Raw genomic sequence first — 16,786 nt, forward strand, 5'->3', positions numbered from 1 at the left:
ATCAGGGAAGTGGCATACTTATTTTGCAACAGAAGCCCAAAGCGACGGAACGCAATGGAACACCCCACAATTTCACTTAGCCATGCAATGGCTTGTCCTCGCCACCGAACAATGCACCGCCGGAGCTGCCAGGCAATGAATTCGGGAGCCTGTGACCGAAATGTCGTCGTCTGCAGGCGAGATAGCGACGGATAAAGAAAATGACGGCTACTGCCGTTATCATCATCAGGACGACAATAGCGAGTTTTGCCGTGAAGGGAACAGAAGACCTTGACTTGATGATTTCCTGCGACTTGTCGGATGAAGACTGCTTCGCTATTGCGATGCTGTCTTCCACTTGCTGTGCAGCTGTGGACTCCTCCTTTTCCTCTTGGGAAAGGTGAAGTCCGTAGAGCCTGAGAGAGGACGGCTTGCCGTATCTTATAGCTGACGGCTTGCCGTGGTAAGATGGAGGCTTTGCCTTGTCATTGGACAGGGGCTTGCCCGATGGATAGCTGAGGTCGGAACATTGAGGGGTTGCCGACGTGTCGACACCCCCGAATGTGAAGACGCAGCTATCGATGGAAAGGGCGGTGAGGCGCTGTAGAGAACTGAATGAAAAATTCTGAGCGGATCGCCATTGAGCTTGTGAAACGGCGTTTCGCTCACTTTCATTGGATGACGATACTGTCTTTGTGCTCTTGCACGCCAGTACAAATGCACAAAGAATAAGGATTAGGATATGTTTCATATCGTATGGTTTAGATGTTTGCATACTCTGCCGTGGCATCGAATGATGGGCACGCTTTGGCAGCGAAGTCGCGATGTCCTCGGATTTTGGCATTGGGGAACTGTACCCGGAGTTTGCGAAGAAGTGCCACCAATGCGGACTTCTGCTCTTCCGTGCGAGAGTCCTTAGGGTGTTTGCCGTCGGCGGTCAAGCCACCGATATAGCAGATTCCTATGGAATGGGCGTTGTGCCCTTGGCAGTGCGCTCCCACTTGTGCGAGCGGTCTGCCATGATGCACAGAGCCGTCGCGGTAGATGACGAAGTGATATCCGATGGAAGCAAAGCCTCGCTGCTGGTGCCAGCGGTCGATATCTGCCGTGGTGAAGTCCTTGCCTTCAGGCGTGGCAGAGCAATGGACGATGATGAGGTCAATCTTGCGCATCCTTCTCCTCCTTCCGTTTCAGTTTGTCATCGAGGTACGAGCGTAGTTCTGCATACTTAGTCTGTATGTAGATAGTGACACCGAAGATAGACCCGGCGTAGATTAGACACTCTGCGAATACACCCAGGACAGACTCGTGAATTTGTCCGGTGGGCGGTACGATGAATCCTGCGACAGCGAGGAGGAATCCACCGATGAGCATAGCTATGGCAGATACAATCTGCACGTTTTCCTTAGTTTCTTTTGTCATAATGAATTGTCTTTTGAGAGTTAATATGATGTGGTTATCTTTGCGATTGAGTTGTGGTCGATTGGACCATTGCTCTTTGGCAGCGTGGTGTCGCGAACACCATTTTGCATCCGAGCTGTGGTGGCCTCCTTGCGGAGAAACCATGGCTCTTTTCGTTTACATACTGAAATTGAAGGTGAGTTTGTAATTGTTGCTACCATCAACTCTATCAGCTCTTGCAATTACCCTGAACTCAGCGAGGTTAGTTCGGAGTTCTCCGAACTGGAACGGACCGTAATCTTTGGACTTCTTGTAAAAGCCGATGGCGAAGCGAAAATGGCGGTTGATGCCGAGAATGTTAAATGAGCGTTTGCCAAAGTAAATGCGGACTTCTGAAAGCCTTTGCGTATTGGGGTCGATGACGGCACGGCAGTCGCTGAACAACACACCAGGCTCAGTAAAAAACTTGCCTCTGTTCTGGTCGCCCTCCTTATCCAGTCGGAAAGAAATCTCGTCGCCATTATTCACACTAATCTTTCGGTCGTCATAAAAGCGGTTCCAGCCACGTCGCCGTGGAAGATACTCACGCACACCGTTTTCATCCTCCTGCTTGCGACTTGTACGCACCGAGTGTCGGAAAATGACCGGTGTAAGCCCTTGCCGGATATAACGGTAGGCATCCTGTATCACAAGAGTACTGTCAGTGATGATACATTCAATGTGCATCTGCGTAGCCTGCTTCATTGTGGCAAACTTCTGAATGTCAGTTTGCAACGATTTTATCTGCGACGCAAGCGACTTGATATCCGTCTGTATCTTTAGGATATCTTCAGCGTTGACAGTGGTTGCTTTGGTGTTTCTGGAAACACGGAGGCTGATGGATGCAATTCCCTTTTGAATGTTCAAGATTGTTTCCTCCATATTTGCGAGCGAAGAGAAGTACTTGGAAATGTCAGCCTTGCATTTGTTCAAGTCCTGCACCTGCTGCGCACGCATGACACCGGCACGCTCGGTAGTGGCTTGGCGGATGAGGATGGAATTGGGTGCGAGTTGGTTGATGCCAGTGGAGAGGTTCGCCTTTCCCAACGTGAAGTACACGTTGTTGCGGTCGTCCGAGCCGATGGTGAACGATGTCAGCACATAGCCGATGCGTCCAAGAGCCGAGCGCCAATTGTCAAGGCGACTCATGTCCGTCTGCAGAGCAGCTTTGCCCAAAAGGTCAGCGATTTTCTGCAACAGTGCGCCCAGAACTTCGGGCGTTATAGCCTCTTCGCGCGTCTCGCTGCGGAATGAGGTGATGAGAGATGTGATAGATGAAATGTCAGCCATACTTTTGCTTGTTTTTAGCAAAGGTATAGAGCGGTAGTAGTTAGGGAAAAGACATAAAAAAACCTCGACTGCAATAGTCGAGGTTGTATATTATTATAATTAAAGCTTACTTCTTAAATCATCAAAACAAGCTTCTGCTTTTAATGTGTAATTATCTCCTGAGTCTTCAATCAGAGAAGGGGCTCTATTGACTTTTGCATTGCTACTATCCTTTTCATACTTTTGATATCCAATAGTATAATACCAACTGCTTCCAACCTTCATTGGCATGACAATAACCAAAATCTTTTTATCTGGAGTTATTAAGCCGATATATTCATCTGTATCTGTAACATATACATATCTTTCTGCTACCCAATTTGCCACTTCTGTAGAATATGAACTACTTGTTAAAATCCATGAATACTTTAAAGCTGAATTCTCAAAGCTATATAAGTAACCAGAAGTATATCCTGTACCTTTATAGGTTAACGATTTACTATCCTCACTTATCAATGAATAACCTTTCATTTGGTTTTTTACACTTTGCATTGAAGCTCCAAAGTTAAGATTAGGCTCTGTATAGTATGAGTATTGAGGAGTAACTTTTACCATAAAAGATCCCTTGTCACTTGCAACTCGAACTTCTCCGACCCTGTATGCTTTAATTGTACCATTTTCCACTTCGGCAATCAACTTATTTTCTGATTGCCAATTGATACCATTTGAATTGGCGATTTGTTGAGAAGAACCTGCAACTAAGGTTACATCATTAAATTTAGGTGAGTCGTCATCATCACTGCTACATGATGAAAGCCCTCCTACTACCAATGCTAACATTGATAGCAGTAGCAATGTCTTTAATTTTTTCATGTTTTTGAATTTAGTTAATGATATTTTAGCGGCAAAAATAACATTTATTCATTACCCCCCCCAAGCGATTAACAAACATTAACTTGTTTCTCAGTGATTATAGCGCACATACTTGTCGTCAAGAGCCTGGGCGACGACACCGACGAACTCGTGAGCGATGTTGTCGGAGAGGAAGTCACGGAGGTTCATGACGGAAGCGTAGTACTTACGGCTGAACCAGGGCTTCTTTTTGCGCTTGCGTTCACGTCCGATGTCGCCCTTGTTTCCACGAGGAATCTCTTTGCCCGTACCGAAGTTCTGCCAAAGGCCATATTCGAGGAAGGACTGTGACAGTCCGAGTTCGATAAATCGTCCATCCGCTCTTACGGGGAGGGACTTTGGGCTGTGTAGCAAACGTCCGGTGTCGATTACACCGAGGAGTGTCATTTGCTCACGCCATATTTTGAGCATCGTATCGTTGAAGGCAAGAACGAACTTCTCACGTTCTTGCAGTTGTGGGTCATTGCCATTCTGTAGGGTCATAACGTAAATCGGTATAAGTGTCAACGGCTATTTGGAAGATAGCACAGGCGCAGCCTGAGAAAAAGTATTGGTCGATTTCCTGAAAGGAAATGCGAGAGTCGAGATAGATATTATGCTGCTCCTGCTTCGTCTTTTCGAGGATTAGCTTGCTCATAAACTGGCGGAACAGCTCGCGCATGGTGTCCATGCACTGCTGGCGTGCTGCCATATCATCAATGGCGTGGCGCATGGCGAGGAAGACCGTCTTCACTCTTCGAGTGTGCGGACTGTTGTTCACCTCGATATACCCCTGACTGATGTCGCTGACAGCGATGATAGCCGTGGCGGACTGCAGCTGCTGCAAGGCTTCCTCGAAGCCGTCGAGTCCGCTGACCTTGGCGAATACAAAGTCATGGGCCTTGGCGAACTTGTTTGTTTCTGTAAGGGATGCGAAGAAGGCGGTAGCATCCCAATTGATATTCTTGTCTGTCATTTCGTTTGTCGTTTGATGTCTTCTACTTCTTTAGCCTTAGCGTCGAGTTCTGTGAGAGCTCGCCATGTGTCCATCGAGAGCACCGCTTCCTCTTTGGTGATGTCTCCACCAGTGAGCGCACGGATCTGTGCATTCATGGCAGTCCGTAGCACCTCCCCGATGGGCGGTACGTAGCCCAGGAGGTCTTCAGAAGAACTGGACATTGGCTGCAGGAAGTGCGGGAACAGTCGGGCGAAGTAATGCTTCAGCGACGAGAACCAATAGAAGGCGTTGAGCAAAAGCGGTGTTGTCAGGTGGCGCGACTTGACCTTTGGGTACAGAAGCGTGGTGAGGTGGCTAAGCAAAGCCTCGTTCTTAGTGTGGAGAAAGCCCTGATAGTAGTTGTCGGCAGAGATGAACGTCGAGAACGGCACGCCCTGGAAGTCGGCTTCTATGGCAGTGGCTCTTCCGATTTTAGTGATGCGAACCGGCAATGGAGCGAATTGCCGTAAGAATTCCAAAGATGCCGTGGCTGCTTGCACTTGTCTGATGGTCAGCGTTGTTTCATGCTTGGGCGCTTGGCGGTGCTTTACGAGATAGTTGCCGTCATGCGTCTTACACAACACTCTTAGGTCTGCCCATTTGAACAGACAGAGAGTGAGAATTTCTTCCATTGGCAGATCGTGCGAGAGCTGCGTGAAGAAATATTGGAGTTGGCTGTCAGATAGTGACTGCCAATCTTTGGGGACTGATAAGTTAAATGTGTGTATCATGGCACAAAAATAACATCAGATTAGTAATTCGAGAAAGACAAAAATGACAAATAGTATATATAAACAATGGATTTTTTGTCATTATATTGGCACTTTGGATTTTAAGCAGTAATTTTGCAGATTATGAATCAGAACTTAAAGTTTGCCACTAATATAGAAGAACAAATCACCAAACTTGTTGAGAGAGGAATGGTGATAGAGGACATAGAGAAAGCCAAAGAAAACCTGTTGGATATAGGATATTTCCGATTAGGTTTTTACTGGTTTCCTTTTGAGAAATCATACCCACGTAAACAAAAAAGAGACCATATATTTAAAGATGGAACGAAGATTGACTATGCAATTCAGTTGTATTATTTTGACTTTGATTTGCGTAATTCTTTTCTCCGTTACATAAGTCGTGTAGAAATAAACTTCAGAACGAAGTTGATTTATATGGCTTCAAACAAGTATAAGGAGGATCCTTTTTGGTATGTTAACAGCAAATATGTTGAGAAGAGTTTCTTGAATAGTAAAGCCTTTCAAGATGCCATTCGTGATGCAAATACAGAAACGATTGTAAAACAAGACTTGAACAGATATTCCAGAAGCCACGCTCCTGCATGGAAAGTTCTTGAATATTTATCTTTTGGAGTAGTCATATCTCTGTTTGACAATCTTAAGGACGGTGGATTAAAACATGCAATATCAATGGAATATGGTATGGGCTCTTCCACTCAGTTCTCCAACTATATGAATACCATTCGTCGTTTGAGGAATTTCTGCGCCCATGGCAAAGTCCTTTACGATACAAACCTTCCTGTAGCAATAAGTAATGGACCTGCAGGAGATTTGGGCAGTCGTAAGACCATGCTATCCGGAGCATATTATATACTGAAGTATATCCTCGGTAAGGTGTCAACCAACCGTCAGCACGATTTAGTAGACGATATGCGTAGGGCATTTGACAATGTTGAATTTGAAATCGTAAAGAAGATAATTTGTGATAATTCAGGATTTGATATTAACACGTTATAAGAAAAAAATAGTTTAGTTGATAAACAAAGATATAAAAAGTTTGTTATTTCAAAAATTCGTTGTATCTTTGCAACTGGATTAAGCCAGTGCACTTGATATGCTATATGCTATCATACTGCACTATAAAAGAAACTGACAAGGGGATTGGCAATGCCAACCCCTTATTTTTTTGTTTAGAAAAAGTAGCCTCCTGCTTGCTTTTTATTTTTATATCCATGGTCTTCAAAGAGTTTGGCGGTGTCAGACTGTTTCCATTCAGCGAATACGTTGCCCTTGGCTAAACGTATGCTGTTCACGATGTCGATGATGCTTGGTATCGGATATTCACCGATACGGAGGATAGAGAATTCGATGGCAGAGACACGCTGATACATCCGCTTGTATTGAGCGGTGTCGAGCGTCATATCCCATTTGTTGAGAGCGTTGGCCGTGCGAAGCATGTCCATGAGTTCCGGACTGAAGAACTCCGTTTCGAGGCGGTGCTCAATGGTGAGCAACTTGGTACGAGTGTCCTGGTATCGCAGCCAGATATGGTCAGCAAAGCCCAGTTGGTGCACGATGTCGAGCGTGGGAAACATTGTGGCAGCGAAGTAATTGAACTGCTCTGATGCAGTCCAATGGTGAGCATCCGGAAGCATGGTGAGGATAACGGCAAGCGCATCGTCGCGCTGTTTTTCGAGAGAAAGAAGAAGCCTCTCGATGCGCTCCTTAGATGCCGGTATTACATTCTGATTGCTAACTATACCGAAACCGTTAGGCGTAAGGATGAGGTCGAGCTGTGGTACGGCGTGCAGCATCGCCTCTGCAGCCGTGATGATACGGCAGTAATGCAGGAGCGGTGTGCTGTCAGAGTATGTGCGGATGCGACTCATTGTGTCGGATGAGACGAAAGTGTCGGTAAGCCATTGCTCAGCCTGTAAGAGGTGATACTGTATCTTGTCGAAAAGAGAAAGTTCACCAGTAACCGCTTTGAGGGTGTTGGGGACGTACTTCTTTAGGGTATCGTTGTCATTTATCAGCATTGCCATTGTCTTTAGATTTATTGAGTGAAACTTGCTTTGCGTCCTTATTCTCATCGAGCGTGGTGAGCTGGATGAATGGACAGTCCGGCTTGACCGCTGTCCACTTGTTGAAACGGATAATCAGTCGGTGAACGGAAAAGAGAAGGTCGTGGTAAGGTTTCTGTAAAGCCTGGGCGATGGTGTAAAGCTCCCGCTTGTCGCTGCCGGAGTTATTGGTCTGCGACTTGCCTGGCACCGAGCCTACGAGGTTAGAATGTACACGCATGGTGAAGCACATCATGTTGATGGCTTCGACAATGTCCGTCGCCCAGTCGCCACCCTCCTTATCCGTCTCGATTTTGTTGATTACCACGTCGTGTTGCTCCTCGCCATTCGGTGAAACGTAGAACGTGGAGAAAAGCACCTTACCGCTGTTCTCCATGCCAGTGAGGAAGTTGATGATGTTGTCCTTCTCCTCGTTGACACGTTCCTGCTGCTTGACACGGTCAGTTATGCCCTCGACCTTGAAGATGTTGTTCCAGAACGAGTTGGCAATCTCGATGTGGTATTTGATGGGCGCTGAGTTTCGGAGCTTCGCTTCCTTAGCGATGCCAATGAGCTGCTTGATGTTGAACCACTTTCCTTTGAAAAGAGCTGCATAGTATGGTATCGGATAATACGTATTGTCGGGCGTAGGAATACGGCTGACGACAGCGAACTTCTTGATTTTCTTCCCTCTGTTCTGAAGGTCGGTGAATGGCGACTGTGGATTGAGAAGTTCGATGCGCTCAATGTCCTCGGGACTGACCGTATTACGCCAGTTGGCATAGAGGATGTAAGGTATCACGCCCGACTTGTCGGCAGGAGCAAAGCGGACATAGCACGCCTGTTTGCGGACGATGCGGACAATACGACTGGCATCCTCATTGAGGATGATCACGCTGACGCAAAAGCCGAAGTGCTTGAAGTCCTGGCACACGCCGAGGAAGTAACTTGCGAGGTCGTTGTCCAGCATGAAGTCATCCACTTGCGCTTGCACTTGTGCGGTGGCAAGTTCTGTGTCATAGACAAGTCCGCTGCCATAGCAGACTTCAGCATTGAACATCTGGCAAGTGCTCATTGTCTCGTCAGACTCGATGAGATCAATGATGTTGTAAGGCATCTGATTGTCACCTCCCCATGGGATGTACCTCATCTTGTCGTTGATGATGATTGGTGCGATGTTGTGCTCCTCCTTGAAGACTTCACTTGTCTTGGAGGTGAAAGCTGCGGAGGCGTGGGCATCGGGGATGTTATGGACGGATGTAAATGTTAGTGTATCGGGCATAATATGCTGTTTTTGAGGCAAAGGTATAGTAGAGAGTCGTTTGAAAAAAAGACAAACCTTTTCTCGATGAATTTACTACATAAACATTCCTATGCGATACACAAGAGTAATGGATAGTACAAAATGTATTGCTTTTAAGAATTTTTATATTGATAATTTATGTTAAAAGAATAAAATATGATAATTTTGCAAGGAAGTGTACTTTCTGTACGCGAACACTTTACGATAGTAAATTACAATAACTGAAAACTAAGTATTCTGACGATATGGCAAGAATATACGATAACATAGAGGTTAAGTTCAAAGAGGGCTTGCAAGGCATTATGGCCTCAGGCGGTGTAGAGCGTGTAGATTTCTGTGTAGGATACTTTAATCTTCGAGGATGGAATATGATAGTCAATCAAGTAGACGAACTTCCTGGAGGTTATGTATATGAGAATGACGAACAGAAATATCGCGTTTGCCGTTTGCTGGTGGGTATGCATAGACCACCTGAGGAACTAATCCGCAACATATATGGACAATCGAATAATTATGTAGATGCAGATTACGCCAATAAGTGCAAGTTGCAGATAGCTGCCGATTTCAAGAAGCAATTGCTGATAGGATTACCTACAAAGCAAGATGAATGGACACTTCGTCGTTTATCAACCCAGCTAAAAGATGGCAAAGTAGTAGTAAAACTATATTTGAAAGAACCGCTCCATGCTAAACTATACCTTGCCTATCGTCCAACCGATTTCTCAAGTAAAATTATTGGCATTATGGGTAGTAGTAACCTTACCTATTCTGGATTTACAGGACAGGGAGAACTTAATGCTGATTTCACAGATAGCGACCATGTCAAAAAGTTGGCAAATTGGTTTGACGACCGTTGGAATGATCGTTTTTGCCTTGACATCACCCAAGAGCTAATTAAGGTTATAGATGAGAGCTGGGCAAGTGAACAAATCATACCCCCATACTACATATACCTTAAGACAGCATATCACCTCAGTCAAGAAGCACGTTCAGGTATAAAGGAGTTCACTCTAACCCCCGAATTCCGTCATGAGCTTTTTGACTTTCAGCAGACAGCCGTAAAGATAGCTGCTCGACATCTACGTAATGAAAAACGCGGTGGTGCAATGATTGGAGATGTTGTGGGTTTGGGTAAAACCATAACAGCCTGTGCCATCGCCAAGATATATGAAACAACATACGCCAGCAGTACTCTTGTTATTTGCCCTGCAAATCTTCAGGATATGTGGCGCAAGTACGCCATCAAGTACGACTTAAAGGTGGATATAATGTCTATGTCAAAGCCTATTGATGTTGACAGTGCTCGTTATTACCGTTTGATAATAGTGGATGAAAGCCATAACCTCCGCAACGGAGGCAAACGCTATAACAATATTAAGACGCTTATTGAGCATCAAGACAGTAATGTCTTGTTGTTGACAGCTACGCCGTACAACAAGGATTTTTCTGATTTAGCAAATCAGCTTAAATTATTTATAGGTGAAGACCAAGACCTTGGTATTCGTCCGGAAGAATATATACGTCAATTAGGTGGTGAGCGTGCATTTATGCAGCGACACAGTGAGATTTTCATCCGAAGCATCCGAGCATTTGAACAAAGTCCATACGCTGAAGATTGGAATGAACTGATGAAGCTATTCCTTGTACGTCGAACACGTACATTTATAAAGGAGAATTATGCCAAAGTAGACGAAACTGATGGCAGAAAATACCTATTGTTCAACGATGGAAGTAGGTCTTATTTTCCAGATCGCATACCTAAGGCACTGAAGTTTGAAACAGTAGAAGGCGACCAGTATTCACGACTGTATTCATCTTCCATGATTAGTATGATGGAAGATCTTCAGTTGCCCCGCTATGGATTGGTAAAATACATCAATGAAAAGAAAACTATTGACGCAACGACAATAGAAAAACAGTTGCTTGAAAATCTCTCTCGTGCAGGCAATCGAATGATGGGATTCTGCAAGAGTACATTCTTTAAGCGTATTGACAGTAGCGGTTTCTCATATTTGCTGACACTGTATCGTCATATCCTGCGTAACATGGTATTCGTATATGCAATAGAGAACAAGTTACCATTACCGATAGGAGATGAAAACACCCTGCCAGACGAATACATTGCTGATGAGGATAGTAATCTTCAGTTCTTCTCATCTGAGGAGGACCGCACTATAGCAGAGGGTGCAACGATAACATTTCCTACAGACATAGATGTATATCGTAAAAAAGCCCAGGAGTATTATCAAATCATATCCACTAAGAACAATCTTGCCTGGTTAGACAGCAAATACTTCAAACGAACTTTGAAACAGCATCTTTTAGCAGACTGTGAGAAGATCATCGATATGATAAAATTGTGCGGTGACTGGAAACCCGCAGATGATCAGAAGCTCTTGGAGTTAGAGAAGCTGCTGTCTGGCATCCATTCCAAAGAGAAGGTTATAGTATTTACCCAATACTCTGATACTGCACTTTATATTTACAAACAGCTTAAACGCCGTGGATATGATCATATAGGATATGTCACTGGCGGATATAAGAATCCGACAGAGATGGTCGAAAGGTTCTCGCCTGTCAGCAATGGCAAGAGCAATCTATCGCCCGAAGACGAAATACGAGTGCTGATTGCCACAGATGTTCTTTCAGAGGGTCAGAACTTGCAAGATGCCCATGTCATAGTAAACTATGATTTGCCCTGGGCTATTATCCGACTCATCCAGCGTGCCGGACGTGTAGACCGTATCGGTCAGAAAGAAAACAAGATATTCTGCTATTCTTTCTTCCCTGCCGAGGGTGTAGAAAGCATTATCCGTTTGCGCTCGCGTCTAAACGAGCGTATCAACGAGAATGCCAATATCGTAGGTAGCGATGAAATATTCTTTGAGGGTAATGAACAGAATTTGCGTGATATGTTCAATGAGAAGAGCGGTGTGCTTGACGAAGAAGACGATGGCGATGTTGACCTTTCATCACAGGCATATCAGATATGGAAGAATGCAACAGATGCCAATCCTAAGCTCAAACAGATAATTCCGAGCATCCCTAATATTGCATATTCCACCAAAACTGTTACAGATGCAGGAGAGCAAGGAGTAATAACATACGCCCGTACAGCCAACGATTTCGATGTGCTGTCATGGCTCTCACCAGACGGTTCGCTTGTGAGCCAGTCGCAACGTCGAATATTGCAGGCTATGTCTTGCAGTTCAGATACCCCAGCAACGATGCCAATAGACAACCATCACGAATTGGTGGCAAAAGCCGTTGAAGGAATTGCAGAGCAGTCTACCACTTCAAATATTGGTGGTATTCTGGGCAACCGCTTCTCTACACGTTATCGCATCATACAACTTTTGGAGCATGCTTATGAACGTCCTATAGATTTGTTCTACACTGAGGAGATAAAGACAGCGTTGAAACTTGCCATAGATGATATATACAATAACCCGCTACTTGAAAGTACCAAGACGATACTCGGTCAGATGCTTCGTCGCTCCTCACAAGAGGAAATCGTAGACTATGTACTTGAATTGCGACGCAACGGCACATTCTGCCGCATTAGCGAGGATACCAATCAGCAGCGTGAGCCCCAGATAATATGTTCTATGGGACTCAGTTTAAACTAATTAAACCGACTTTATGAATAGAAATACATTCAACCAGTTGATACAGCAAGGCTCTTGGCATGAGCTGTTCATTACGGAAATGGGATGGAATGCTCCCCAAGGGCAGCATTTCTTGCCAGCCATAACTGTCGATGATACCGACTATGATTTTACAGTTGTGGCACAACGTAATGGATTTCAAATCCTCACATGTCAGGTAGCTGTTATACCCAACATGTCAACGTGCCGTAAGATAGACCTTAAACTCCGTCGTCAGGCAAACGATTATATTGCTATATACACCTTGCCACAAAGTGAACACCACTTATGGGCGTGTCCGCTGAAACAGAATGAGAAACGTGACATGGTGGTCGTAGAGTATGCCACTGCAGACCAAGCTGACTTTCTGTTCTCAAAATTGGCTGCCATCACTTTCGACATTGGCGAACTCACCACTATCATAGACGTGCGACAACATGTAGCACAAGCCTTCGCTGTCAATTCAGAGAAAATCACCAAAGATTTCTATAACGGATTTCGTAAGCAACATAAGGAGTTTGCCACTTTCATTACAGGCATAGATGATAACATACCTCTATATGACAGTAAGAAGAAAGAGCAAAACCGCAATAAGCTATGGTATGCTTCGGTGATGCTCAATCGATTGATGTTCTGCTATTTCATCCAGAAAAAGGGATTCCTTAATGGAGACGTGGATTACCTCACCAACAAGCTAAGACAGGTACAGGCGGAAGAAGGCGATAATCAGTTTTATCGCTCCTTCTATCGTGACTTCCTTGTGTCGCTATTCCATGAAGGCCTAAACGCCCCGCATCATACTCCGGAGTGGGAACACCGCTTCGGACGCATTCCGTATCTCAACGGTGGTATGTTTGATGTCCATATCATTGAACAACAATACGATAATATCGACATTGCTGACGATGCGTTCATATCACTGTTTGCATTTTTCGACACTTGGCAGTGGCATCTCGACACACGCATTACTGCAACAGGCAAAGATATCAACCCTGACGTTTTGGGTTACATCTTTGAGCAGTATATCAATGACCGTGCAGCAATGGGTGCTTACTACACCAAAGAAGACATAACGGAGTATATCTCCAAGAACTGCATCCTGCCCTGGGTGTTTGACCGTGTGGCAGAATCTTCTTCACGCAACTCGTTCAAGCCGAATGGATATGTTTGGTCAACCCTGCGTGAGAGTGCTGACCGCTACATCTATGATGCCGTGAAGCGAGGCTACTCCGCCGACTGGCAGCAACGCATTCCTGCCGATATCGCAGTAGGTATTGACACCTCGAAGCCTGATTTGTTGGAGCGCCGTAAGCAATGGAACCGGCCTACTGCCGACCAGTTTGCCCTACCTACAGAAATATGGCGTGAAACGATAGAGCGATTGCAGCGTTGCGATACTCTAATAGAGAAGATATCAAGTGGAGCAATAACCCACATCAACGACTTCATTACGCTCAATCTCGATATACGCTCATTCACATACGACTTGCTTTCGCATACCACCGACCATCGTCTGGTGGCAAACTTCTATCATGCTTTGCAGAACGTCACCATCCTTGATCCCACCTGTGGCTCAGGAGCGTTTCTGTTTGCAGCCATGAGCATACTCGAACCGCTCTATGAGGTATGTATATTGCGAATGCAGGAATGGAATGTTGAAAATCCGAACTTGTTCCAAAAGGAGTTAGGTGAGATTGCGTGCAAATATCGCAGCAACATCCAATATTTCATTTATAAGAGCATCATTTTGCGCAACCTCTATGGTGTAGACATCATGGTCGAAGCCACTGAGATAGCCAAACTGCGCCTATTCCTGAAGATGGTGGCTGTGGTAGAAGTGGACAAGCGTGCTGACAATATGGGACTTGACCCATTGCCTGATATCGACTTCAATATTCGTTGTGGCAACACATTGGTTGGATATGCAACAGAAGCACAATTGGAAAAAGACCTTATGCAGGGCGACATGTTCGCCAAGCAGGAATTTGAGCAGAAGATCCAGGAACGCCTTGTGGTAGTGTCCGCAGCCTATGAGTTGTTCCGTCAGGTACAGCTCACGGGAGCAGACGACCGTGCTGAATATGCCAAGGCGAAGAATGACCTTCGTAAGCATCTTGCAGATCTCAATGAATTGCTCAATCGTCATATGTTTGCATCTGTTGGCTCTAATAACGAGGATGAATATGCAGATTTCCTATCCTCACATCAGCCGTTCCATTGGCTTGCAGAATTCTATAACATCATTCACGGAAATGGAGGATTTGATGTGGTGATTGGTAATCCGCCGTATGTTACTTTTACAGATAATTCTTTACCATATGAAGTTAAAAATTATAAGACATATGAGTCAAAAAATCTTTTTGCCTTAGTTGGAGAAAGATGTATTACGATATCCAATAAAAAGTCAAGCATAGGCTATATTATACCATTAAGTGGAATGTCTATAGATGGTTTTGAATCTTTTCAAAAAGAAATATACAAGAATAGATTTAGTTGGAACAGTTTCTATTCAGGAGATAGAAATCCATCGGAATTATTTACAGGTGTTAAAATTCGTGCAGGAATCTATTTGTCAAGACCGAAATATTCAGAGAGCTATTCTAAATATGTTTGTAGATATATTAAATGGTATTCAAGTGAAAGAGAACATCTATTCAGTAAAGTAATATATGTTGAATGCTTTGATACATTGAATGCTCCTAAACTTGCTGGAAGATTAGGAAAGAATGTTATAGAAAAGATTGCAATAAATAAAGATTCTCTTGCAAGTAAATTTGCAAGAGAAGATACTATTTATTATCATGCAGCCCCTATATATTGGAATAAAGGTCTTTATGACCTTTCCGTTTTACAAAGTAATAAATTAAATATTGCAGACTCATATAAAATATGTCCAATATCACACCAATTCAAGGGTGTACTATATGATATTATAATGTCTTCACTATTCTTTTATTTTTGGATATCAATGTCAGATTGTTATAATTTTACGAAGAAATACTTTTCTTTGTTTAAAATCCCCAAGATAAATGATTTTGAGAAGTTTGACAATTTGGCTGTTATGCTAAATGCTGATTTAGAAAAGAATATGATACCAGCAGAATATACATATAGGAATAAAGGCAAAGTTAATTTTGCCCAATTCTTTCCAAGATTGTCAAAGTCTGTTATCGATGAGGTCGACAAGGTACTTGCAAAGCATTATGGTTTTACAGATGAGGAGTTAGACTTTATCATCAACTACGATATCAAGTATCGTATGGGCGACGAACTAAATGCCAACGATTAAAAGCAATAATGACAAACACACAACAACAAATCGGCAACGCCACTTTGTTGCAAAAACACAAAGTGGCGTTTCTCGCTGCAAGCCATATCTCCACGCTGTCTGTGCTGCCCACTCTCGAATGGGCGGCACAGTTGGCGCGAAGAGAAGATGTGGCTGTAGTGAGCGGTTTCTCCTCGCGTATGGAAGAAGAGGTGCTACACATATTGCTCCGTGGCAAGTGCGGTATCATCCTTATGCTTGGTCGCCAACATTACAAAGTACTTCCTAACGTTTGGCAAAAACCATTGGCAGACAACCGACTCCTAATTATCTCAACAAGCAAGCAAACAAGGCAAAGTCGCCAGGCTGCAGCAGAGCGTAATGCAAAGGTATGTGATATGGCAGATGAGGTAGTGATGCCATGCACACCTCCAGAAGATAGCAGCCTACACCGACTTTATGAAATACATAGAAGTAACTTAAAGTTGCTGTTAACAAAGTAAAGTCGTAGGCGTCTTTCCAAAATATTTATGACCTAAAAGGTATTGGTGAACATACAACATCAACATCAAATCCTCTGGATTTTAAGAAAGACTGAATCGTTTCTTTAGACAACACTTTATTTTGTGTTGAGGGGCCTAACCAAACGGATTTCAAAAAGTCTTTGCTGAAATATTCTTTTACGTATGGAATCGGTTCACCATTACGCACCCTGAAGAATTCGGTTTTGTCTTCTTGATCAAATCCCATCTTATTGCCAATACCAACAATACGAACTTCGTTTTCATACTGATAGTAATCGTTTTTTATGATACTTATAAGCAAACTGGTATGTAAAGAAATCATATAAACTTTTTCTTCCTGTGTTAAAGCAGAGAAATTATCAATATATTCAAAATTGATGAATTTTGATATGATATCATCAAAGAAAGTAGAATCTTTATATAGGCATGGAAGAAATCGATAGTTGTATTTATCGAATAGCTTTTGGCGGTCAAACTCCAACATTATGCCATTGCCATAATGTCCATACATATACCACATAGGAAGATAGTCCTTTTGTAAAGAGAAACTGATAGAATGATTGTTGTCAACCATTTTTTGAAAACAATCTTTAGTCAGCTTATCCATGTTACTGGTAAATAATTCCAGACCTGCTTTTAGTTCAGACGGATCATTAAAATGTGACCATTTTGTA

General features: G+C 43.7%; 15 protein-coding genes. 4 read left to right on the plus strand and 11 right to left on the minus strand.

Annotated features, from left to right (window positions below):
- Positions 1 to 76: 76 nt before the first annotated feature.
- The 8 genes from CHL74_RS13440 to CHL74_RS13475 form a co-directional block, all read right to left on the minus strand.
- Positions 77 to 730, minus strand: coding sequence for a membrane protein FAM174 family protein (locus CHL74_RS13440; RefSeq protein ID WP_094881720.1), 654 nt, complete (start codon positions 728 to 730; stop codon positions 77 to 79).
- A 10-nt stretch (positions 731 to 740) separates the two neighbouring features.
- Positions 741 to 1,151: an N-acetylmuramoyl-L-alanine amidase gene (locus tag CHL74_RS13445; RefSeq protein WP_094881721.1), complete on the minus strand. Its 411-nt coding sequence runs from the start codon at positions 1,149 to 1,151 to the stop codon at positions 741 to 743.
- Positions 1,138 to 1,401, minus strand: a complete 264-nt coding sequence (locus CHL74_RS15605; RefSeq protein ID WP_141241342.1) for a hypothetical protein — start codon at positions 1,399 to 1,401, stop codon at positions 1,138 to 1,140. The genes CHL74_RS13445 and CHL74_RS15605 overlap by 14 nt, the downstream gene beginning before the upstream one ends.
- Positions 1,402 to 1,557: 156 nt before the next feature.
- Positions 1,558 to 2,709 (minus strand): hypothetical protein, encoded by a 1,152-nt coding sequence (locus CHL74_RS13455; protein WP_094881723.1) that lies wholly within the window; start codon positions 2,707 to 2,709, stop codon positions 1,558 to 1,560.
- 99 nt (positions 2,710 to 2,808) lie between these two features.
- Positions 2,809 to 3,561 (minus strand): hypothetical protein, encoded by a 753-nt coding sequence (locus tag CHL74_RS13460; RefSeq protein WP_094881724.1) that lies wholly within the window; start codon positions 3,559 to 3,561, stop codon positions 2,809 to 2,811.
- Between the two features lie 90 nt (positions 3,562 to 3,651).
- Positions 3,652 to 4,083, minus strand: a complete 432-nt coding sequence (locus CHL74_RS13465; RefSeq protein ID WP_007901467.1) for a hypothetical protein — start codon at positions 4,081 to 4,083, stop codon at positions 3,652 to 3,654.
- Entirely contained in the window at positions 4,061 to 4,555 is a 495-nt protein-coding gene (locus CHL74_RS13470) for a hypothetical protein (RefSeq protein ID WP_094881725.1), read from the minus strand. Before CHL74_RS13470 ends, CHL74_RS13465 begins: the two co-directional genes overlap by 23 nt.
- Positions 4,552 to 5,208: a hypothetical protein gene (locus CHL74_RS13475; protein ID WP_094881726.1), complete on the minus strand. Its 657-nt coding sequence runs from the start codon at positions 5,206 to 5,208 to the stop codon at positions 4,552 to 4,554. Before CHL74_RS13475 ends, CHL74_RS13470 begins: the two co-directional genes overlap by 4 nt.
- A 222-nt stretch (positions 5,209 to 5,430) precedes the next feature.
- On the opposite strand from CHL74_RS13475, the gene CHL74_RS13480 reads away from it, so the two are divergent.
- The gene (locus tag CHL74_RS13480) at positions 5,431 to 6,324 is read left to right on the plus strand and encodes an Abi family protein (protein ID WP_094881727.1); all 894 of its coding nucleotides are present in this window, start codon (positions 5,431 to 5,433) and stop codon (positions 6,322 to 6,324) included.
- Between the two features lie 173 nt (positions 6,325 to 6,497).
- On the opposite strand, the gene CHL74_RS13485 is transcribed toward CHL74_RS13480, so the two are convergent.
- The gene (locus CHL74_RS13485) at positions 6,498 to 7,352 is read right to left on the minus strand and encodes a DUF6712 family protein (protein WP_094881728.1); all 855 of its coding nucleotides are present in this window, start codon (positions 7,350 to 7,352) and stop codon (positions 6,498 to 6,500) included.
- Complete coding sequence (locus CHL74_RS13490; RefSeq protein WP_254923316.1) at positions 7,333 to 8,652, minus strand: hypothetical protein; 1,320 nt, start codon at positions 8,650 to 8,652, stop codon at positions 7,333 to 7,335. The genes CHL74_RS13485 and CHL74_RS13490 overlap by 20 nt, the downstream gene beginning before the upstream one ends.
- A 266-nt stretch (positions 8,653 to 8,918) precedes the next feature.
- Between CHL74_RS13490 and CHL74_RS13495 the strand changes: the two genes are divergently transcribed.
- The 3 genes from CHL74_RS13495 to CHL74_RS13505 are packed head-to-tail and all read left to right on the plus strand — an operon-like array spanning position 8,919 to position 16,091.
- Complete coding sequence (locus CHL74_RS13495) at positions 8,919 to 12,302, plus strand: helicase-related protein (protein WP_094881729.1); 3,384 nt, start codon at positions 8,919 to 8,921, stop codon at positions 12,300 to 12,302.
- Between the two features lie 13 nt (positions 12,303 to 12,315).
- On the plus strand, positions 12,316 to 15,609 hold the full coding sequence (locus tag CHL74_RS13500) for an Eco57I restriction-modification methylase domain-containing protein (protein WP_094881730.1): 3,294 nt from the start codon (positions 12,316 to 12,318) through the stop codon (positions 15,607 to 15,609).
- 8 nt (positions 15,610 to 15,617) lie between these two features.
- Positions 15,618 to 16,091, plus strand: a complete 474-nt coding sequence (locus tag CHL74_RS13505; RefSeq protein ID WP_094881731.1) for a hypothetical protein — start codon at positions 15,618 to 15,620, stop codon at positions 16,089 to 16,091.
- 25 nt (positions 16,092 to 16,116) lie between these two features.
- Here CHL74_RS13505 and CHL74_RS13510 read toward each other — a convergent pair.
- Positions 16,117 to 16,786 (minus strand): DUF2971 domain-containing protein (locus CHL74_RS13510; RefSeq protein ID WP_217901459.1); only part of this gene is annotated, 670 nt, incomplete at its 5' end.

The organism is Prevotella sp. 885, from assembly GCF_002265625.1.
GTDB lineage: Bacteria > Bacteroidota > Bacteroidia > Bacteroidales > Bacteroidaceae > Prevotella.